This window comes from Streptomyces sp. 4N509B (genome assembly GCF_052245655.1).
GTDB lineage: Bacteria > Actinomycetota > Actinomycetes > Streptomycetales > Streptomycetaceae > Streptomyces.
This window is the reverse complement of the sequence record NZ_JBQQBZ010000010.1, coordinates 118,796-139,635: the sequence shown is the minus strand read 5'-3', so window position 1 is coordinate 139,635 and position 20,840 is coordinate 118,796. Positions and strand designations below refer to the sequence as shown.

The following is a 20,840-nucleotide window of genomic DNA, read 5'->3' as shown; positions in this document are numbered from 1 at the left end:
ACCACTGCCCAAGCCGCCGTTGCGACGCCCCTGACCCTACCCGTCGCCGGTCGGGCGCGTGCGCGCGCATGGCGTGGACCATGACTTACGCTGCTGTGAGGCCCGCACGCGGCCAACGCGCCCAGGCTTCGGCTGGGCGGTGACGGACGTGGGACGTGAGATGGAGACCAGGCTTCGAGGCGTCGGTGTCAGCCACGGGATGGCGATCGGCGAGGTCCGGCACATCGGGACGGCCGTGCTGGAGCCGCCCACGCGGGAGGTCGCCGCGGACGAGGCGCCGCGGGAGGCGGAGCGGGCGCGCCGCGCGGCCGAGGCCGTGGCGGCCGACCTTCGGGCACGGGGCACGCTGGCGGGCGGCCAGGCACAGGCCGTGCTGGAGGCCCAGGCGATGATGGCGGTGGACCCGGAGCTGCTGGCGGACGTCGACCGCCGGATCGGGGCGGGGTCCTCGGCGGAGGGCGCGGTCCACGACGCCATGGCGGCCTACCGGGAGCTGCTCGCGGGCGCCGGGGAGTACCTGGCGGCCCGGGTGGCGGACCTCGACGACGTGCGCAACCGCGTCGTCGCGCGGCTGATGGGCGTGCCGATACCGGGTGTGCCCGACAGCGACGAGCCGTACGTGCTGGTGGCCCGCGATCTGGCCCCCGCCGACACCGCGCTGCTCGACCCCTCCCTCGTGCTGGGCTTCGTCACCGAGGAGGGCGGCCCCACCAGCCACAGCGCGATCCTGGCGCGCGCCCTCGGGGTGCCCGCCGTGGTGGCGCTGCCCGGCGCGCTCCGGCTCGCGGAGGGCACCGTGGTGGCGGTCGACGGCTCGGGCGGCGAGGTCCTGGTGAACCCCAGCGCCCGCGAGCGGGCCTCGCTGGCGCGGCGCGCGCGGGAGCGTGAGGCGGCCACGCGCACGGCCAGCGGGCCGGGCGCGACCCGCGACGGCCACAAGGTGCCGCTGATGGCCAACATCGGCACGCCCGCCGACGTGGCGGCCGCGGTCGAGGCCGGCGCCGAGGGGGTGGGCCTGTTCCGCACCGAGTTCCTGTTCCTCCACGGCGGGCAGAGCCCTCCCGGGGAGGACGAGCAGCGGGCCGCGTACCGGCAGGTGCTCGAGGCGTTCCCCGAGGGGCGTGTGGTGGTGCGGGTGCTGGACGCGGGCGCGGACAAGCCGCTGCCGTTCCTCCCGCGCGCCCACGACGAGCCGAATCCCGCGCTCGGCGTGCGGGGGCTGCGCGCGCTGCTGGAGCACCCCGGTGTGCTCGCGGTGCAGCTGCGGGCGCTGGCCGCCGCCGCGCGGGAGCTGCCCGTCGCGCTGGACGTCATGGCGCCGATGGTCGCCGACCAGGCCGACGCCCGGGCGTTCGTCGACGCCTGCCGCGCCGCCGGGCTGAGCGCCAGGGCCGGGGCCATGGTGGAAGTGCCCGCCGCGGCGCTGCGGGCACGCTCGCTGCTCCAGGAGGTGGAGTTCCTGTCGGTGGGCACCAACGACCTGGCCCAGTACGCCTTCGCCGCCGACCGGCAGCTGGGGGTCGTCTCGCGCCTGCACGACCCCTGGCAGCCCGCGCTGCTCGACCTGGTGGCGATGGCCGCGGAGGCCGCCAAGGCCGAGGCCAAGAGCTGCGGCGTCTGCGGCGAGGCCGCCGCTGACCCGCTGTTGGCCTGCGTGCTGACCGGGCTCGGCGTCACCAGCCTGTCGATGGCGGCCTCGGCGCTGCCGGGGGTGCGCGCCGCACTGGCCGAGCACACGCTGGCGCAGTGCGAGCGCGCCGCGGCGGCCGCTCGTGCTGCCGAGAGCGCCGAGGCGGCCCGCGCCGCGGCGGAGGCCGTGCTCGCCTCGGGGTGACCGTCCGGGGGCGGCTCACGCCTCAGCCCCTCCCGTCCTCACGCCCGGCCGGGGCCCCAGACCGGCCCGGCCGCGCCGCGCTGCCGCCCGGGCAGCGCAACGGCGGCAGCGCGGGCGCGGTGTGGTGGACGACGCCGGGCTCGGGTGGCAGCGGCTGCCCCGTCCGCGCGTCGGTGGCGTACGCCGAGGCGATCTCCACGTCGGCGAGCGGGCGCAGCACGCCGCGCCGCAGGCGCCAGCCCCAGATCCGCTCGGGCACGGTGGCGTCCCGCGGCTCGGGCCGGGAGCGCAGCACCAGCCCGACGGAACGCCCGGTGGCCAGGCCCGCGGCGAGGACGGTGCACAGGACGAGCGCGTCGGACTCGGAGACCCGCACGCCGCCGTCGGCGCCGAGCACCGCCCTGACCGCCCCGGTCAGCGGGCCGTCCGCCGGCTCGCCGGCCGCGGGCACGCCGCCCCCAGGCTCACCGTCGCCCGGGTCGGGCACCAGCGTGGCCACCAGGTGGTGGCTGCCGGCCGCGGCGCGCTCCAGCAGGGTGGTGAACGCCTCGGCGGCGCGCTGGAAGGCGCAGTGCGCCAGCGGCTCCCCGCAGTCCGGGCAGGCGCCGGCCTCGGCCAGCAGCTCCGCCGCGACGTCCCACGCCTCCCACCGGCCGTGCTCGGCGACCAGCCGTGGGAGAAGGGCGCCCAGGGGCTGCCCTCCGTACGGCAGGACGGCGCCGTGGATCGCGATCTCCCCCGCGTACCGCGAGCGGGAGTCCACGCTGTCGGGCTCCAGCCCCTCCCGCTCGCACCAGTCGGCGAAGCCGACCGGGTCGAGCAGGGCGACGCTGGTGTACGCGTGGCGCTCGGCGAGGGACCGCAGCCGGTCCTCGGTGTGCCGCAGGTACGCCGCGTGGTCGGCGAAGCCGAAGGTGCGGTACCGGCGCATCAGCGCGAAGCCGGCCTCGTCCGGGACGACCGCGACGACGCTGGCGGTCTCCTCCCGCCCTGTCCGGCCGTGGTGGGTCTGTGGTGACGTGTCGGTCATGGCTCCCCCTCAAGGATCGACCGATCGGGATCGTTACGTCACCGAGAGTAGTCATCGTCACTGACAGTGGCGCGCTCGCGGGCGAGCCGGGCGAAGAACGCGAGGAGTTCGGGGTTGTCCACGGACCCGGGGTTGGCCGCCTGCTCCAGCGCCGCGCCCTGGAGCAGCCGCTTGACCGGCACCTCCATGCGCTTGCCGGTGAGGGTGTGCGGCACGCCGGGGATCTCGATCACCTCGTCGGGGACGTGCCGCGGCGAGAGGCGCTCCCTGATGACCTGGGTGATGCTCCTTCGCAGCGTGTCGTCGAGTGCGGCGCCCTCGGCGAGGTGGACGAAGAGCGGCATCCAGTACCCGCCGTCGGGCTGTTCGAGGCCGATCACGAGGGACTCCCGGATCTGCGGCAGCCGTTCGACGGCCTCGTAGATGTCGGCCGACCCCATGCGCACGCCCTGCCGGTTGAGCGTGGCGTCGGACCGGCCGTGGATGACGACGCCGCCCCACGAGGTGACCGTCGTCCAGTCGCCGTGCCGCCACACCCCGGGGAACATCCCGAAGTAGCTGTCGCGGTACCGCGAGCCGTCGGGGTCGTTCCAGAAGCGGACGGGCATCGAGGGCATCGGGGTGGTGACGACCAGCTCGCCGACCTCGTCGGTCAGCGCGGTGCCGTCGGGCGCGTAGGACCTGAGGTCGGTGCCGAGGCAGGCGGCCTGGAGCTCCCCCACGTGCACCGGGAGGGTGGGGACGGCGCCGGCGAAGCAGCTGCACACGTCGGTGCCGCCACTGACGGAGGCGATCCACAGGTCCGGGGAGACCTCGTCGTGCAACCAGCGGAAGCCGTCGGGCGGCAGCGGCGAACCGGTCGTGGCGACGCACCGCGTCGCCGAGAGGTCGAGGTCGCGGCCCGGGTGGACGTCCGCCTTGGCGCTGGCGGTGACGTAGGCGGCCGAGGTGCCGAAGAGCGTGGCGCGGGTGCGTTCGGCGACACGCCACTGCGCGGCGGCGTCCGGGTAGACGGGGCTGCCGTCGTAGAGCACCACGGTGCTGCCGACCAGCAGGCCGGAGACGAGGAAGTTCCACATCATCCAGCCGGTGGAGGTGTGCCAGAACAGGCGGTCCCCGGGGCCGAGATCGCAGTGGAGGCCGAGCTGCTTCAGGTGTTCGAGCAGGATGCCGCCCTGGGAGTGGACGATGGCCTTGGGCAGTCCCGTGGTGCCGGAGGAGTACAGCACCCACAGCGGGTGGTCGAAGGGCACCTGTTCGAAGACGGGCTCGGTGTCCTGGCCGGTCAGCTCCTGCCAGGACAGGGCGCCGGACGGGGTGGGGGTGCCCATCAGCGGGACGTGGACGGTCGCGCGCAGGCTCGGCAGGCCGGCGCGCAGCTCGGCGACGGTGTCGGTGCGGTCGTGGACCCTGCCGCCGTACCGGCAGCCGTCCACGGCGACCAGCACGGTGGGCTCGACCTGCTCGAAGCGGTCCAGGACGGCTCGGGCGCCGAAGTCGGGGGCGCAGGAGGTCCACACCGCGCCGACGGCCGCCGTGGCCAGGAGGGCGACGACCGCCTCGGGGGTGTTGGGCAGGTACCCGGCGACCCGGTCACCGGGGCGCACGCCCAGGGCGCGCAGCGCGGCGGCCAGGGAGCCGGTCTGGCGGCGCAGCTCGGACCAGCGCACCGGCGCCGGCTCCTGGTCCTCCGACACCCACAGCAGCGCCGGCTCCCCGGCCCGTTCCTCCGACAGGCCGTGGCGCAGGGCGTGTTCGGCGTAGTTGAGGCGGGCGCGGGGAAACCACCGCGCGCCCGGCATGCCGCTCTCGGCGAGAGCCGGCCCACCGTCCTGCGCGAAGCCGACGTCGAAGAAGACGGCCACCGCCCGCCAGAACGCGTCGAGATCCGTCACCGACCAGCGGTGCAGGGCCGCGTAGCTCGCGGCCGGGTCGCCGGAGAGCGGGGGCGGGGCGCCGAAGCGGTCGGCGGCGAGGGCGTGGAAGCGGGTCAGGCGCGCGGCGTCAACGCGTTCGGGGCTCGGCCGCCACAGGGGTTTGGGGGCGGCTGGGTGGCGGTGCGCTGCGGTCATGGCGACTCCCGTCGGGCCGGTGGTGTGCGGGTGACGCGGCTGATCGGGGTGGTGATCAGGTCGTTGACCAGGACGATGCCAGGTCGTCGCCGCGCGCACCAGGGCCGTCGCCGCCCGGCGTGACGCCGCGTCGGGCGGGGCGGGCGGGAGGGAGAGGGAGGGGGACGGTCGACGGCGGCGGAGTCGGAGCCACCCCCGTGGGTCCCGACCCGCCGCCGTCACTGGTCTTCGACGTCCCGACGGGGACGGCGGTTGGCAGAGCCGAGGGCTTTGTCACCCGTTCGCGACATCTCCGGGGCGGTACGGAGACGATCACGCTCGGCGCGTCAGTCGCGCGCGGTGCCGCGCGGGGGGGTGGACAGGTGAGGGCCGACCCGCTTGACCAGGAGGGCCATCTCGTAGGCCACCTGGCCGATGTCGGCGTCCGAGTCGGCGAAGACCGCGAGCGCGCTGCCGGAACTCGCCGCCGACACCAGCAGGAAGGCGCCCTCCAGCTCCACGAGGGTCTGCCGCACGCCGCCGGTCTCGAAGTGCTGCCCGACGCCGCGGGCGAGGCTGTGCAGGCCCGAGGCGACGGCCGCCAGTTGCTCGCCGTCCTCGCGCCCGAGGGAGTGGGAGCTGCCGCGGGCCAGCCCGTCGTCGGAGAGCACCAGGGCGTGACGGACGCTCGGGACGCGCTCGACCAGCTCGTTGAGGAGCCAGTCGAGCTGTGCGCGGTCCGGCGACGGTGGCGGCTGGGGTGGCGGTGCGGTCATGGGATACGCCTCGTGTGTCGGTCCGTGCTCATGACGGGGGTGGCTCGTGCTGCTGGGGGTCGGTGTCGGACGCCGACGGGGTCTGCCGCTGGCGGGTCTCGCTCTGCTGCCGGGTCTCGTTGTGCTGGCGCCCGCGCTGCCAGCCGCGTTGGAGGGCCGACATGCGGGTGCGGACCGCCTCGGCGTCCAGGTCGGGCACGGCGGTGGGGGTGGCGGGCTGCGCCCGGCCGCCGGGGGTGGCGGCCTCGGCGCCGGCGTCCTCGCGGCGCGCTCCGCGTGCGGCGTGGCCGCCACCGGGGCGGTGGGCCGTGCGACGTGTCCGGCGGGGCAGTCCCGCGCTGGTGGTGGGCGCGGCGGCGGAGGGTGCGGGGCCGCTGTGGTCAGCGGTGTCGCGGTCCGTCGCGCTCCGGTCGGCGCCCTCCTCGGCGGGCTCCTCGGGCGGGACGCCCACGGGGCGGCCGCGGTCGGAGACGAGGACCGGGTGCCGCCGGCGGGAGGTCAACGGCACGGGCGCGGCCGGCTCCTCCGCGGGGCCTGCGCCGGCGGCGTGTCCGGAAGAGCGACCGACGGGCTGCTCGGTGGGGTGGTCCACGGGGCGGTCGACACCACCGACGGAGAGGCCGAGAGCCGGATCGAGGCCGGGATCGAGGCCGGGATCGAGGCCGGGATCGAGGGTGGGGTCGAGGCTGAGTCCCGCGGCGCGCACCGGCGCCTCCAGCTCCACCGGGCCGTCGACCGGGCCGTTCAGCTCGGAGGGCCGCCGCCGCTCGGGCAACTCCCGCTCGGGGATCTCGCCCTCGGACAGCAGCGTGCCGGGGATCAGCGTGACCGCGGTGGTGCCGCCGTACGGGGAGTCCCGCAACGACACCCGCACGCCGTGGCGCTGCGCGAGGCGGGAGACGACGAACAGGCCGAGCCGGTCGGTGTCGGTCAGCTCGAAGTCGGTCGGCTCGGCGAGCCGCTGGTTGGCCTCCTGGAGCGCGTCGGCGGTCAGCCCGAGACCACGGTCGTGGATCTCCAGGGTGAAGCCGTGCGGGACGCGCTCACCCGAGACCTGGACCGCGGTGTGCGGCGGGGAGAACACCGTCGCGTTCTCCAGCAGTTCGGCGACGAGGTGGGTGAGGTCGGGCACGGCCGCTCCGGAGACCACCAGGTGGGGCAGGCGGCGCAGCTCGACGCGCTCGTAGTCCTCCACCTCGTCGACGGCGGCGCGCACCAGGTCCATCAACGGCACGGGCCGGCCCCACTGGCGGGCGGGCGCGGCGCCCGAGAGGAGGACGAGGCCCTCGGCGTGACGACGCATGCGGGTGGTGAGGTGGGTCAGCCGCAGCACGTCGGCGAGCTGGGACGGCTCCTCGGCGCGGCGTTCGACGCCCTGCAGCAGGTTCAGCTGGCGGTGCAGGAGGACCTGGCTGCGGCGGGCGAGGTTGACGAACACCTCGGAGACGCCGCGTCGGGTGCTGCTGCGTTCGACCGCCGCCGAGACGGCCTCGCGTTGCAGGATGTTGAGCGCCTGGCCGACCTGCCCGAGCTCGTCCGGCGGATACTCCAGGCGCGGTGCCTCGGTCTCGACGTCGACGCGCTCGCCGGCCGCCAGGCGCCGCATCACGCCCGGCAGGCGCACCTGGGCGGCCTCGGTGGCCTCCCGCGACAGGGTCCGCAGCTCCCTCAGGTGGCGGCCGCCGACGCGGTGTGCGCACAGGGCCGCGACCACCACCAGGAGCAGGCCGCCGCCGCCCACCAGGCCGGCGCGCAGCAGCACCGCCGTCCGGGCGGAGTCCACCCGCTCCCGGTACCGGTCCTCGGCGTCCGAACGCAGGTCGCGCAGCTTTCCCAGCGCCTCGCCGCTGGCCTCGTCCCACTGCTCGGCGGAGACGGTGCCGACGCCCGCGCCCGCGTCGAGCAGGGTCCGCTCGGTGGCCGCGAGGACACTCCCGAGACCGCTGTCCCAGAACCGGTCGTGCGCCTCCTGGTCAAACGTCGGCAGACCGAGGGGGTGGCTGTCGTAGGCGAGTTCCCTCCGGAGGATGAGCTCCTCGACCCGGCGGGCGTCGACGGAGCGGACCCGGCCGTCGGCGAGCGCGCTCGCGACGAGGGCGTCCTCCTCCGCGAGGAGTTCGCTCGACTGCGCCAGGGTGGCCACGGCGTGGCCGTGGAGGTCGAGGTCGGCGTCGGTCACGGGCTGGACCGCGGCGAGGAGCCGCAGCACGGGCGCGACGATGGCGGTGTACTCGTCGAGGGCCTCGGTGCGCGCGACGGGAACGGCGACCTGCTCCCTGATGTCGGGCAGGCCGGCGAGCGCGGCCCTGACGGCGTCGACGGCCTGGGTGCCCACGGTGTCGAGGCCGTCGCCGGCGTCCCCGGTCGCCTCGCGGAAGGCGCGCACCGCCTCGTTCGTGGCGGCGTGGTCGCGCTGCATGCCGCTGCGTGCCTCGGCGTCGCGGAGGTCGCCGAGGACGAGAAGGGTCTGCCGGCGCTCCCGTTGGAGGGCGAGGGCGAGCTCCTGCGTGGCGGGGCCGAGGGTGTCGGCGGCGGCGGTGCTGGACAGCAGCTGGCGCGCGTCGCTCACGGTGATGGCCGTCGCGTACGCCCACACCGACACGAGGGACAGCAGGGGCACCAGGACCAGCGCCCCGATCCTGCGTCGGATCGACTTGCCGCGGAAGCGCATGCCCTCCCCTAGGGTTCCCGCGCGTGGGGGTGTTCTCACCGTCGGACAGCGTGAGCCTACTACTGCTCCTCCGCTCCGGGGGCCAACTTGGGTATCCCGGACGGTGCGACGGCCGCTCGGCGGAGCGTCGCCGGACGGGTGGCCGGGGTGACCGTCGAGCGTGGCGCGCTCTACCATGAGGGGATACATATCCGTGCGTGTCGCCTTGGGTGGGAGCGAGAGCGGAGTGTATGCGAGAGCCCGCATGCCTGATCCCGTGCGCGCGGCCGCGGTGCGTGCCGTCATCATCATCGCCCTGACGCTCAGTCAGCTCGTGGTCGTGCTGCTGTGCACGCTGGCCGGGTCGTGGCTCGCCTTCCCCATGCTGTTGTCGACCGTGGCGAGCACGGTGGTGGCGACGTGGGCGGTGTTGGACATCTGGATCACGCGGCAGGCGTGGCGGCAGCGGAACGGGGTGGTGTCGGCGCCCAGCAGTGTGGCGCGCCGCCGGCCGCTGCGGCGCGATCCGCGCTGAGCGCGCCGCGACGGCGGGGCCGCCGGAGCGGGGGCGCCGCGGCACAGGCGTGCGCGGTCAGGGTCTGCGGAAGACGCGGGTGGCCGTGATCTCCCCGTGGGTCGGGGCGGACTCCGGCTCCTGTCGGGGCAGTCCCGGGCGCAGGTGCTCCTCGACGCTGATGTACTTCAGGCCCGCCCGCAGGTCGGCGTCGTTGCGCAGCCGGATGACGAGGGGGAACTCCGCCAGCGCCGTGGTGTCGAACAGGCCGGTGGTGTAGAGCAGCTGCACCCCCAGGGCGTCGGCGACGGCGCGCTGGAGCTCCAGCAGGTACGTGGCGTTGGCGCGGCCGATGGGGTTGTCCAGGAAGAGGGTGCCGGCGTGACGGTGCTGGTCCCGGCCCCGGTCGTTGCCGCGCAGCGCCGCCATGGTGCAGTACAGGGCGATGGCGGCGGTCAGCAGCTGGCCGCCGGAGAAGACGTCTCCCATCTGGCCGACGGGGACGCGTTCGGCACGCAGCACGGCGTCGGGTTTGAGGATCTCGACGCTGACACCGCGGGGGCGCAGGGCGGCGTGGACGCCGCGCAGCAGCAGGGACATGCCGTCCCTGCGCAGGTCGGCGTTCTTCGCGACGGCGGCGCGCGTGGTCTCGTCGACGACCTCGCCGAGGCGTTCGGTGAGGGTGGCCTGGTCGGGGTCGTCGAAGCGGATCCTGAGGAACTCCTGCCCCGACCACTCCCCCAGGCCCTCGGGGAGGCGGGAGAGGCGCTGGGCCGCGCGCAGCGTGTCCAGCGAGGACTCGACCAGGCCCCGCAGCCGGTCGACGATGCCGTCGCGGTTGCGTTCCAGCTGGTCGAGTTCGTCGCCGAGGACGCGCAGCCGGGGCGCGAAGGCGGCGGCCCACGCCTCGGCGTGGTCGGGCAGCGCAGCGGTGGGCAGCTCCCTGATCTGCTGCCGGGCGGGGGTGCGGACCTGTTCGAAGCGGGTGGCGTTGGCGTGGCGCACCAGGCGGTCGGCGGCCTCGCGGACGGCGGCCTCGGCGGCGGAGAGGGTGGCCGCCTGTTCGCGCAGCTCGCGGCGGGCGCCGGCCGTGTCCTGTCGGGCCTCGGCGAGGCCGCCCGGGTACCACTCGGGCGCCCCCGGGGACACTCCGTCGCCGGTGGCGGCCGGTGAGGTCCCCGCCTCCGCGGCGGGTGGATCGCGCAGCAGGTCGCGCAGGAGCGCGGCGGCCTCCTCGAAGCCGCCGGCCGCGTCCTGGGCGAGCTGGTGGTCGCGGCGCAGGTCCTCGTGGGCGGCGCGGGCGGCGGCCAGGGCGGCCTCGCGGGCGGCGAGCTCCGTGGTCGCCCCGCGCAGCAGTTCCCTCGCGCCGGCCGCGTCGTCGGGGACGCGGTCCTCGGGAAGCTCGATGTGGGCCTCGCCGTCGGCGGGGGCCAGACGCTCGGCCTCGCCGCGGAGCCGGCCCAGCTGTTCGCTGGCGGTGGCGGAGCGGGACTCCAGCAGGGTGACCAGGGACTCCGCACGGGCGGCGGCCGCCTGCCGCGACGGGCCGTCCGCCCCCTCGGGGCCGTCCAGCAGCCGCGCCGCGCGGGTGCGGACCTTGGCGGTCAGGCGGTCGAGGGCGGCGCGGGCGGCGGACTCGTCGCCCTCGGCGCGGGCCTGCTCGGCCCGCAGGTCGGCTCCGACGCCGACCTTCTCGTAGAGCCGGGTGGCGGAGCGGTACGCCTCGCGCAGGGCCGGCAGCGAGGGCCGGCCGCCGCGGGCGGCCCCGGCCGCCGGCTCCTCCGCGGCGGTGTCCACGTCCGGGGACTCGGGGACGCCCGAGACCTCCGCGCGTTCGGCGCGCAGCGACCGGGCGGTGCGGTGGGCGTCGTCGGCGGCGCGTTGGGCGGCCCGTCGGTCCTCGTCGGCGGCGCGGGCGCGGGCCAGGCACTCCGCTGCCCGCTCCTCGGACGCGGCGGCCGTCTGGGCCAGCTCGGCGAGCCGGGCCTGCCAGCGGGGCCGTTCCCGCAGCCGGGACGCGAGGCCCGCCAGGGCGTCGGCCGAGCGACGGGCCCGCTCGTGGGCGTCGCGGTGGCGCTCGTGGGCCGCGGTGGCTTCGGCGGCGGCCTGCTCGGCCTCGGCGCGGCCGTCGGCGGTGGCGGCGAGCCGCTGCCGGGCGGCGTCCGCCTCGGCGCGGGCACGAGTGGCCGCGGCGGCCAACTCGGCCAGGCGACCGGCGGGGCAGTCGGCGCGCCAGGCCGTCATGCGGGCGGCGAGGTGGCGGTCTTTGGCCAGGCGGGCGGCGAGCTCGCGGATCCGTTCGTCGCGGGCGCCGGCGCGCTCGCGCAGGGCGCGCCGCTCGTCGTCGGCGGCGCGCTCGTCGTGCATGGCGGGGTTGGGCGGCACGAGGAAGACGCCGCTGTCGGCGCCTCCCTCGGGTGGGGCGGGGGCGAGCAGGGCGGCGGCGGTGCCGACGGCGACGGCGGAGCGCGGCAGCAGCGCGGCGCCGGCGAGGACGCGGCGGGCGCGGGCGTGGCTGTCCGGATCGGTGATGACGACGCCGTCGACGAGTTCGGGGCGGGCGGCGAGCACACGGGCGTGGTCGGCGGGGGCGACGGCCTGGGCGAGGTAGCGCCAGCCGGGCAGGGCGGGGATGCCGTGCTCCCCGAGGAGCTCGACGGTGGCCAACACGTCCGGGCCCGGGGGCAGGAGCCCGCCGTCGCCGAGCGCGGCGAGGATCCGCGCGTCGTCGGCGGCGTCGGTGCGCAGCTCGAAGAGCTGGCGCTCGGCGTCGGAGATCCGCTCCTCCAACAGCCCGATGGCCTCCTCGGCGTGGCGGTCCAGCGCCTCGACCGCGTTCTGCTCGGCGGAGTCCCGGTCGGGGACAGGCCCCTCGACGGACGCGCTCCCGTGCGACGGAGCGGCCGGGGACGACGGTGCGGGCGGGGACGGCTGCGCGGGGGGTAGGCCGAGGAGGGCGGTCAGCCGGTCGTCGGTGGCCAGCGCGGCGGCCGCTTGGTGTTCCGTGACCCACGCGCGCTCGGCGGCCCTGGCGGCGTCCGCGGCGCGGGCGGCGGCCAGTTCGGCCTGGTTGTGCGCGGTGACGGCCTGCCGGGCGTGGTCGGCGTGCTGACGGGCGGCGGCGGCCACGGCGCGCAGGGCGGCGGCGGCCTCCTGTGCCGCGTCGCTGGCGGCGAGGGCGGCGGCGGCCGGGTCGGCGGCGGTGTCGGCGTCCTCCAGCCAGCCGGCGCGGACGGCCTCCGCCGTCTCCTGCTCGACCTCGGCGAGCCGTTGCCTCAGGTGGTCGGCCTCGCTGCGGGCGCGCTCCGCGCCGGTGGCGGCGGCGGTGGCCGCCTGGTGGGCGGCCTCTGACTCCTCCTGCAGGACGCTGGAGCGCTCCTCGTGGCCGGCGGCCGCGCGCTCGCTCTCGGCGGAGGCGGCGAGCAGGGCGCGCACCAGCGCGGTGGCCGCCTGGGCGCGGGCGGCGAGGGCGGGCGCGGCGTCCTGCTCGGCCTCGCGGATGGCGGCGGCGACGCGGGTGGCGCGGTCGGCGGCGGCACGGTGGTGGAGCACGGTCTCCGTGGCCTGCCAGGCGGCGTGGAGTGTGCGGGCCTCGGACAGCTCCCGGCGCTGGGTGGCGGCGGTCTGCTCGGCAGCCGTCAGGGCGAGGCGGGCGTGGCGGTAGGCGAGCTCGGCGGCGGTGCTGGAGGCGCGGGCGACGGCCCGGTCGGCCTCGGTGACGGCGTGCCCGGCGGCGGTCAGGCGCTCGGCGAGGCCGGCGGTGCGCTCCCGCTCGACGACCGCGCGGGCGGCCAGGCGGCCGGCGAGGGCCCGCACGCGGTGCTCGGCCCGCTGGTGAACGGCGCGGGCCGCCTGCCGCTGCTCGGCGGCCTCGGTGAGGTGGGTCAGCAGGTCGAGCGAGCCGGCCGTGAAGTCCCGCTCGGCGGTGAGCTCGGCGCGGCGGCCGAGCTTGTGGGCGAAGCCGTGCACGAGGTCGGCCAGTCCGTCGGTGTCGCGGGTGTCGGTGACGGCGCGCAGCAGCAGGTCGGTGAAGTCCGCGTCGTTCCTGACGGCGAACAGGCCGGCTGCCTCGCCCTCGTCGGCGTTCATCTCGCGCTGGTACCGGAAGAGCTCGGGGTCCAGGCCGAGCCGGCCGAGGTGCTCGATCCAGCGCTCGTGGATCTCCTCCCAGGCGACGTCGAGGTTCGGGTACGCCCTGCCGGTCTCGGTCAGGACGTCCCGGAAGCCCTTCATGGTGCGGCGCCGGCCGCGGGCGCCCGAGGTGCCGTCGGTGCGGGGGCGCAGCCCGACGGACTCGGCGACGGGGAGGGAGTCGAGGGTCATGCCGGGGCCGGGGCGGAAGGAGTACCAGGCCTCGGTGAAGCGGCGCGGGTCGCCGGAGACCTGGTGGCCGCGCCACTCGCTCACCTTGCCGACGACGACGGTCTCCCCGGTGCGGGTGTGCTGCCACTCCAGCGCGACGTGCCCGCAGTCGTCGGCGAGGAGGAACTTGCGCAGCACGCCGGAGCTGGCGCCGCCCAGGGTGTTGCGGTGGCCGGGCAGCATGACGGAGAAGATGAGCTTCAGCAGCACGGACTTGCCGCCGCCGTTCTCCAGGAAGAGGACCGCGGCGGGCGCCGGGCGCAGCGGGGGGCCGGTGGGCTCCTCCTCGAAGAAGTCCGCCTGGGTGGGCGCGGGCTGGGGCACGGGGTCGCCGACGCCGCGCAGGTCCAGGACGGTGTCGGCGTACCGGGCACCGGCTGGTCCGATGGAGTAGAGGCGGATCCGGGACAGCTCGTACATGGTGGGCGGGCTCTCGTGGGTTCGTCGCGTGCGCGGGTCGGGCCGGCGGTCGGCCGGGGTCTCGGCTCGGCTCGGATCGGTCGGGTGTGGTCGGGGTCGGGGGTTGGGTGCGGTCGGGTGCGGTCGTGCGGCGTGCCGGCTAGGGGTGGAACGGCAGGCCGGCGCCGTCGACGAGCTCGCCGTCCTCGGTGGCGGGCGGCGCCAGCGCGCCGGAGCCGTCGCTGACGGGGACGACGCCGAGGTCGAGCAGTTCGGTCATGGCGGCGCCCGTGGCCATCTCACGGACCTGGAGCTGGTACCGGGGGGTGGTGCGGTACGCGCCGCCGGCCTCGTCCCCGGTGCGCTGGAGGAAGCCGGAGTCGGTGAGGAACGCGACGGCCCTGCCGACGATGCCCGTGGTCGAGCCGGACAGGCGGCGGGCGTCCTTGGTGGCGCCGGTGGTGCTCCGGCGGGCGTACACCCGCCAGGCGGCCTCCAGCCCCGGGGTGTCGGTGGCGGGATCGGCGTTCTCCCCGCGCTCGGCGGCGCGTTCGGCCAGGCGCCGGCAGGCGTGGCGGACGAAGGTCTCCACCCCGTTGACCGTGATGCGGCCGACGTACCCGTCGTCGGCGAGGTCGGCGGGGCGGGGGAAGGCGAGGGCCGCGACGGCGAGGTGGGCCAGGCCGTGCAGGAAGCGGTCGGTGGGGTCGGCGGCGGCGCGGCGGGCGTAGTCGCTCATGCGGACGGCGAAGACGGAGTCCTCGGCGGCGGCCAGGACCATGCCGGCGCGGGTGGACACCTCCAGCACGACGAGTCCGAGGCCGGTGGCGACGGCGTCGGCCAGCCGGGCGAAGGGCGGGTCCTCCTGGTACCGGCGCAGCAGGGCGGCGTACGCGGCGTCGCGGGCGGGCAGCAGCCGCGGGTGGAGTCCGCAGGAGACCAGGCGGGAGGCGTCGGCGGCGTCGGCCGGGGTGAGGGCCGGGGCCGCCGACGGGGCCGGGCCCTGTGCGGCGGGGCTGGCGTGGTGGGTGGTCATGTCGCGTTCTCCGTGCGGGCGGCGGCCATGCCGGCCGCGTCGAGCAGGGCGGTGCCGACGACGAGGTCGGCCCCGCCGATCTCCGGGTCGTCCAGCGTCGTGCCGTCGTCGGCGGCGAACAGCAGCCGCTCCTCGCCCTGTCGGTACGCCGTGCCGACGGCGGGGCTCGCGGCGTGCACCGCGAGCAGGGCGACCAGGTGCGGCAGCTCGGGGTCGAGGCGGCGGGCCTCGGCCAGCAGGCCGGACAGGCGGCGCGGCGCGTCGGGCGGAAGGCGCAGCAGCTCGGTGGCGGCGGCGACCTGCTCCTCGCTGAAGCGACTGTCGTCCGGGGTGGCGACGAGCTCGGGGTCGGGCAGCTCTGCGCCGAGGTGCTCGCGCGGCGTGGGCGGGGTCAGCAGCTGCTCGGTGAGGTCCGCTAGGCGCACGGCGCCGGGCGGACGGGGGGCGGTGCCGCGGGCGAAGAAGGCGTCGGTGACCCGGGTGGCCGAGGACAGGGGCAGCCGCAGCAGCGGCGCGAGGAGCTGTCCGTAGAGGTCGGTGCCGGCGCGTGCGGCCGGCGTCGCGAACGCCTGCCGGTCCTGCTCGGCGCGGAAGAGCGGCCCCGCCTGGAGGAGTCTGCTCTGTAGCTGGGTGTGGCGGCGGATGCAGTCCTTGACGATGTCCACCAACTCCGCGGCGCGCCGCTTGTGTCCGGGGTCGGCCGCCTCGTCGCGGGCGCGCCGGATGTTGGTGAGGATGGCGTTCTCGTGGCGGTACCGGTCGGCGATGTGGTCGAGCGCCTCGGTGATCAGCTCGGGCACGGCGTGGAGCCAGTCCACCGCGCGGACGTCGCGGCGGGTGGCCTCCAGGGCGCGGCGCAGCGTCTCGGCGTACTGCACGGTGCGGTACCTGGCCTGCTCGGCCGCGAGCTGGGCGTCGGCCAGGCGGCCGCGGCTGATGAGCACCTCCAGCTTGACCTCGGCGGCGATCTGGGCGCTGGTGACGTCGGTGTCCAGGGCGCCGACCAGGACGTTGACCGCCTCGTCCGTGGTGCGCAGGTACACCCCGCCGCCGGGCCCCGGCACCTCCTCGACGAGCTTGAAGTCGTAGTCCCGGCGGACGTACGCGCCGTCGGGGGCGAAGGTGCCGTACACGGCGCGGAATCCGCGGTCGACGCTGCCGACGTTGATCAGGCTGTCGAGGACCCAGCGGGCGACGCGCTCGTGCTCCGCGGCGGGGCGGGTGGGGGCCTGGGCGGCGACCCGGGGCAGCAGGCGGGCGACGATCTGCTCGTGGTCGGCGCCGGTGTCGAAGTCCATGCTGAGGGTGACCAGGTCGATCGCGGCGAGCGCCACCTCGGCCATGGCGTACGTGCTGTACTCGCCGGCGAGGTTGGCCTTGCGGGCGTCGAGGTCGTGCAGCGGGGCCGTGCAGGCGAGGGCGCGCAGGCGCCTGGCGAGGCCCTCGTCGGCGGCCGGGCCCGGGGCGGGGCTGCTGGTCGCGGCGGGTGGCGGCACGGGTTCGGTCACGTGGCTCAGCGTAGGTGGTGGGACTGACAGCGCCGGACGCCTACGGGGTCGTCCGGGGCGGGGACACGGCGGCGGCAGGGGTGCCGCGGGTGTCAGCCGCGGTGGTCGGGGGCGCCGGGGGCGTGCCGTACCCGCCGCCGCCCGGGGTGCGCAGCACGAGCACGTCGCCGGGCTCCACCGCGGCGGTGTCGCAGCCGGCGAGCGGTTCGACGGTGCCGTCCGCGCGCTCGACGGCGTTGGAGCCGAGGGCGCCGGGCGCCCCGCCCGCCATGCCGTAGGGCGGGACGCGGCGGTGGCCGGTCAACAGCGCGACGGTCATGGGCTCGAGGAACCGGATGCGGCGGGTCACGCCGTCGCCGCCGCGCCACCGGCCCTCGCCGCCGCTGCCGGTGCGGATGTGGAAGTCCTCCACGCGCACCGGGTAGCGCCACTCCAGCACCTCGGGGTCGGTGAGGCGGGAGTTGGTCATGTGGGTCTGGACGGCGTCGGCGCCGGGGAAGCCGTCGCCCGCGCCGGAGCCGCTCGCGACGGTCTCGTAGTACTGGAGGTGGTCGTTGCCGAAGGTGACGTTGTTCATGGTGCCGGAGCCCTCGGCCTGGACGCCGAGGGCCGCGTACAGGGCGCCGGTGACAGCCTGGGAGGTCTCGACGTTGCCGGCGACGGTGGCGGCCGGGTGGGTGGGGGCGAGCATGGAGCCGGCGGGGATGCGGACGTCGAGAGGAGCCAGGCAGCCGCTGTTCAGGGGGATGTCGTCGGCGACGAGGGTGCGGAAGACGTACAGCACGGCGGCCATGACGACGGAGCTCGGGGCGTTGGCGTTGCCCGGCTGCTGGGGTGAGGTGCCGGTGAAGTCGAGCACGGCGCCGCGGGCGGCGCGGTCGACCGTGACGGTGACGGCGATGACCGCGCCGGAGTCGGTCTCGTACCGACAGGATCCGTCGGAGAGGGTGGCGACGATGCGGCGCACGGACTCCTCGGCGTTGTGCCGCACGTGCCGCATGTACGCCTGGACCACGTCGAGGCCGAACTGGTCGATCATGGCGCGCAGTTCGGCGATGCCGCGTTCGTTGGCCGCGATCTGGGCGCGCAGGTCGGCGAGGTTGGCGTCGGGGCTGCGGGAGGGGTACGGGGCGGTGGTGAGCAGCGCGCGGGTCTCCTCCTCGCGCAGCCGGCCGTCGCGGACCAGCAGCCAGTTGTCGAAGAGGACGCCCTCCTCCTCGATGGTGCGGCTGAAGGCCGGCATGGAGCCCGGGGTGATGCCGCCGATCTCGGCGTGGTGGCCGCGTGAGGCGACGAGGAGCAGCAGCGAGGTGCCGGCGGCGTCGAAGACGGGGGTGACGACGGTGACGTCCGGCAGGTGGGTGCCGCCGTGGTAGGGGTCGTTGACGGCGTAGACGTCGCCGGGGCGCATGGTGCCGGCGTTGCGGCGCAGCACCTCCCTGATGGACTCCCCCATCGATCCGAGGTGGACCGGGATGTGGGGCGCGTTGGCGACGAGGTTGCCCTCGGCGTCGAACAGGGCGCAGGAGAAGTCGAGCCGCTCCTTGATGTTGACGGAGTGGGCGGTGTTCTCCAGCGTCACGCCCATCTGCTCGGCGACGGCCATGAAGAGGTTGTTGAAGACCTCCAGCCTGACCGGGTCGACCTCGGTGCCGACGGCGGTGGTGGCGGGGCGGGGCCGCACCCGGGTGAGGAGCAGGTGGCCGCGTGCCCCGACGGTGGCCCGCCAGCCCGGCTCGACGACGGTGGTGGCGTCCGGCTCCGCGACGATCGCGGGGCCGTCGACGGCCTCGCCGGGCCGCAGTTCCGCGCGCTGGCGCAGCGGGGCATCGTGCCAGCGGCCCTCGGCGTACGTCCGCACGGTGACCGTCTCGGGGGCGGCCGGCTCGGGCGCGCCGTCGGCCGCGCGGGGGGCGGGATCGGGGCCGGGCGGGTGGTGGGGGCCCGCCTGTCCGACGGCCTCGACGACGACCGTGGCGGCGACCAGCGGCTTGTCCATGGTGAAGCCGTACCTGGCGCGGTGGGTGTCGGCGAACGCGGCCGCCATCCGGGGCCGTTCGTCGAGGATGACGGGCAGCACCGCGTCGGTCCCCGCGTACCGCAGGTGGAGGCGGACGGTGGTGCGGACGGCGTCCTCGGCGACGCCGTCGTCGCGCAGCTGGAGCCGGGCCCGCGCGGTCAGCTCGGCGGCGAGCTCCCGGATGCCGGGCAGCGCCTCGTCGGTCAGCTCGGTCTCCACGGAGCGCTCCCGCAGCGCGGTGGCGTCCGCGACGCCGATGCCGTAGGCGGAGAGGACCCCGGCCAGGGGCGGCACGATGACGGTGTCGATGCCGAGGGCGTCGGCGACGGCGCAGGCGTGCTGGCCGCCGGCGCCGCCGAAGCTGGTGAGGGCGTAGCGGGTGATGTCGTGGCCGCGCTGTACGGAGATCTTCTTCACCGCGTTGGCCATGTTCAGCACGGCGATCTGGAGGAAGCCGGCGGCGACCTCCTCGGGGCCGCGGCGGTCTCCGGTGGCGCGGGTGATCTCGTCGGCCAGGCGTGTGAAGCCGTCGCGGACGACCTCGGCGTCCAGCGGCTGGTCGCCCGTGGGGCCGAAGACGTGCGGGAAGTGGGCGGGTTGGACGCGGCCGAGCATGACGTTGGCGTCCGTGACGGTCAACGGCCCGCCCCGGCGGTAGGAGGCGGGCCCGGGGAGGGCGCCGGCCGAGTCGGGGCCGACGCGGTAGCGGGCGCCGTCGAAGTGCAGGATCGAGCCGCCGCCCGCCGCCACGGTGTGGATGTCGATCATGGGGGCGCGCATGCGGACGCCGGCGACCTCCGTGCCGAGGACCCGCTCCAGCTCGCCCGCGTGGTGCGAGACGTCGGTGGAGGTCCCGCCCATGTCGAAGCCGATGACGTGGCGGTGGCCGGCGTCGGCGCTGGCGCGGGCCATGCCGACGACGCCGCCGGCCGGCCCGGAGAGGACGGCGTCCCTGCCGCGGAAGTGTCCCGCCTCGCGCAGCCCGCCGCTGGACTGCATGAACATCAGCCTGACGCCGCGGAGTTCGGAGGCGACCTGGTCGACGTAGCGGCGCAGCACGGGCGAGAGGTAGGCGTCCACGACGGTGGTGTCGCCGCGGGAGACCAGCCGGATCAGCGGGCTGACCTCGTGGGAGCTGCTGACCTGGGTGAAGCCGGCCCGTTCGGCGAGCCGGGCGACCTGTCGCTCGTGGACGGGGTGGCGGTAGGCGTGGAGCAGCACGACGGCGGCGCTGCGGAAGCCGTCGCGGTGGGCCGCGGCGAGCGCGCGGGCGACCGCGTCGGTGTCGAGGGGGCGGACGACGGTGCCGTCGGCGGCGAGCCGCTCCGGCACCTCGATGACGCGGTCGTAGAGGGCCTCGGGCGTGCGGATGTGGCGGTCGAAGAGGCGGGGCCGGTTCTGGTAGGCGATGCGCAGGGCGTCGCGGAAACCGGCCGTGGTGACCAGGACGGTGGGCTCACCGCGGCGCTCCAGCAGCGCGTTGGTGGCCACGGTGGTGCCCATCTTCACGATCTCGACGCGTTCGCCGGGCACGGGCTCGTCGGGCGCCACGCCCAGCAGGTGGCGGATGCCGGCGACGGCCGCGTCCCGGTAGCGCTCGGGGGCGTGCGAGAGGAGCTTGTGCGTCACCAGCCGGCCGTCGGGGCGGCGGCCCACGACGTCGGTGAAGGTCCCGCCCCGGTCAATCCAGAATTCCCAACGGCCGTTCACGCGGACATGGTGCCAGGCCGGCCGCGTCGACGGGACCCCGGCTCGCGCGCGGGGGCGGGGCGCAGCCGCGCAGCGCGGCGGCGGTGGCCTCGCGGGTCGCGCGCTCCAGCGTCTCCTCGGTGCCCCTCAGCCGGTGGGCGGCCTCCGTCGCGGCGAGCCGCAGCAGGCCCGGCAGCAGGTCGGTGGAGCGGGACATCACCCAGCGGGTGCCGCGGGTGGCCAGCCACCAGGCGCTGGCCGCCCGGGTGGGCGGTGGCGCGGTGGGCACGCCTCCCGGCGGCGGGCCCGCGGCGTGGCCCCTGGCGGCGAGCAGGGTGTGGAACTCGCGGGCCAGCAGCCGGTGTCCGAGTTCGCTCGGGTGGAGGCGGTCCACGCTCCACGCGGCGCGGTCCTCCACCATGGGGTGCTCGGCCAGGTGGGCGTGGACGGCGCCGTGGCGCTCGCTGAGGGCGTGCACCACCTCGTTGAGCGCGCGCATGCGGCGGGCGAGGGGGCGGCCGAGCGAGCGCGGCAGGCGGAGCATGCGTCCGGGGTCGGGCAGGCAGGCGGTCAGGACGACCGCGCCGTCGCGGGTGAGGACGGCCAGGGTGGTGTCCAGCGCGCGGGCGGCCCGTGGCAGGTCGAAGGAGGAACGGAGCGTGTCGTTGAGGCCGACGACGACGGCGGCCACGTGGGGTCGCAGGGGCCGGGCGGCGGCGAGTTGGCCGCCGGCCGCGTCGGCGGTGCGGGCGCCGCTGGTGGCGAGGTTCACGAGGTGGAGGGGCCTGCCGGGGGCGGGCAGGCCGGCCGCCAGCAGCGCCGCCCAGCCACGGCGGGTGCCGTCGGGGGCGACGGGGTCGCCGAGGCCCTCGGTGAGCGAGTCACCGAGGGCGACGAAGCGCAACGCCTCGACACGTCCGGGGCGTTCGAGGGGGTGGTCGGGCGGGTCGGCCGCGGGGCGCCGTTCGGCA

The 20,840-nt window shown here is 76.5% G+C and carries 11 protein-coding genes; 2 read left to right on the top strand and 9 right to left on the bottom strand.

What is annotated here, in order from left to right; all coding sequences use genetic code 11:
* Positions 1-160: 160 nt before the first annotated feature.
* Positions 161-1,834: a phosphoenolpyruvate--protein phosphotransferase gene (ptsP, locus tag ACTWP5_RS12920; protein ID WP_443221021.1), complete on the top strand. Its 1,674-nt coding sequence runs from the start codon at positions 161-163 to the stop codon at positions 1,832-1,834.
* 22 nt (positions 1,835-1,856) lie between these two features.
* On the opposite strand, the gene ACTWP5_RS12915 is transcribed toward ptsP, so the two are convergent.
* The 4 genes from ACTWP5_RS12915 to ACTWP5_RS12900 all read right to left on the bottom strand — a co-directional run bounded on the left by ACTWP5_RS12915 (position 1,857) and on the right by ACTWP5_RS12900 (position 8,362).
* A complete protein-coding gene (locus ACTWP5_RS12915; protein WP_443221020.1) occupies positions 1,857-2,864 on the bottom strand; it encodes a hypothetical protein in 1,008 nt (335 codons plus the stop codon).
* A gap of 38 nt (positions 2,865-2,902) precedes the next feature.
* Positions 2,903-4,936 (bottom strand): acetoacetate--CoA ligase, encoded by a 2,034-nt coding sequence (locus ACTWP5_RS12910; protein ID WP_443221019.1) that lies wholly within the window; start codon positions 4,934-4,936, stop codon positions 2,903-2,905.
* 326 nt (positions 4,937-5,262) lie between these two features.
* Positions 5,263-5,691, bottom strand: coding sequence for a roadblock/LC7 domain-containing protein (locus ACTWP5_RS12905; protein WP_443221018.1), 429 nt, complete (start codon positions 5,689-5,691; stop codon positions 5,263-5,265).
* 28 nt (positions 5,692-5,719) lie between these two features.
* Positions 5,720-8,362, bottom strand: a complete 2,643-nt coding sequence (locus ACTWP5_RS12900; RefSeq protein ID WP_443221017.1) for a nitrate- and nitrite sensing domain-containing protein — start codon at positions 8,360-8,362, stop codon at positions 5,720-5,722.
* A gap of 244 nt (positions 8,363-8,606) precedes the next feature.
* Between ACTWP5_RS12900 and ACTWP5_RS12895 the strand changes: the two genes are divergently transcribed.
* Positions 8,607-8,876, top strand: a complete 270-nt coding sequence (locus tag ACTWP5_RS12895; protein ID WP_443221016.1) for a hypothetical protein — start codon at positions 8,607-8,609, stop codon at positions 8,874-8,876.
* Positions 8,877-8,933: 57 nt separating this feature from the next.
* On the opposite strand, the gene ACTWP5_RS12890 is transcribed toward ACTWP5_RS12895, so the two are convergent.
* From ACTWP5_RS12890 to ACTWP5_RS12870, 5 genes are all read right to left on the bottom strand, one after another.
* Positions 8,934-13,637 carry a hypothetical protein gene (locus ACTWP5_RS12890; protein ID WP_443221015.1) on the bottom strand — a complete coding sequence of 1,568 codons (4,704 nt, stop codon included), beginning with the start codon at positions 13,635-13,637 and terminating at the stop codon, positions 8,934-8,936.
* A gap of 139 nt (positions 13,638-13,776) precedes the next feature.
* Positions 13,777-14,652: a hypothetical protein gene (locus tag ACTWP5_RS12885; RefSeq protein ID WP_443221014.1), complete on the bottom strand. Its 876-nt coding sequence runs from the start codon at positions 14,650-14,652 to the stop codon at positions 13,777-13,779.
* A complete protein-coding gene (locus ACTWP5_RS12880) occupies positions 14,649-16,160 on the bottom strand; it encodes a hypothetical protein (RefSeq protein WP_443221013.1) in 1,512 nt (503 codons plus the stop codon). The genes ACTWP5_RS12885 and ACTWP5_RS12880 overlap by 4 nt, the downstream gene beginning before the upstream one ends.
* 40 nt (positions 16,161-16,200) lie before the next feature.
* Positions 16,201-19,890, bottom strand: a complete 3,690-nt coding sequence (locus ACTWP5_RS12875) for a hydantoinase B/oxoprolinase family protein (protein WP_443221012.1) — start codon at positions 19,888-19,890, stop codon at positions 16,201-16,203.
* A complete protein-coding gene (locus ACTWP5_RS12870) occupies positions 19,862-20,773 on the bottom strand; it encodes an SGNH/GDSL hydrolase family protein (RefSeq protein ID WP_443221064.1) in 912 nt (303 codons plus the stop codon). Before ACTWP5_RS12870 ends, ACTWP5_RS12875 begins: the two co-directional genes overlap by 29 nt.
* Between the last annotated feature and the right edge of the window lie 67 nt (positions 20,774-20,840).

Coding starts and splice junctions, on each gene's coding strand:
- ACTWP5_RS12885 (WP_443221014.1), bottom strand. CDS start 14,652: ATGACCACCCACCACGCCAGCCCCGCCGCACAGGGCCCGGCCCCGTCG.
- ACTWP5_RS12915 (WP_443221020.1), bottom strand. CDS start 2,864: ATGACCGACACGTCACCACAGACCCACCACGGCCGGACAGGGCGGGAG.
- ptsP (WP_443221021.1), top strand. CDS start 161: ATGGAGACCAGGCTTCGAGGCGTCGGTGTCAGCCACGGGATGGCGATC.
- ACTWP5_RS12890 (WP_443221015.1), bottom strand. CDS start 13,637: ATGTACGAGCTGTCCCGGATCCGCCTCTACTCCATCGGACCAGCCGGT.
- ACTWP5_RS12905 (WP_443221018.1), bottom strand. CDS start 5,691: ATGACCGCACCGCCACCCCAGCCGCCACCGTCGCCGGACCGCGCACAG.
- ACTWP5_RS12895 (WP_443221016.1), top strand. CDS start 8,607: ATGCCTGATCCCGTGCGCGCGGCCGCGGTGCGTGCCGTCATCATCATC.
- ACTWP5_RS12910 (WP_443221019.1), bottom strand. CDS start 4,936: ATGACCGCAGCGCACCGCCACCCAGCCGCCCCCAAACCCCTGTGGCGG.
- ACTWP5_RS12900 (WP_443221017.1), bottom strand. CDS start 8,362: ATGCGCTTCCGCGGCAAGTCGATCCGACGCAGGATCGGGGCGCTGGTC.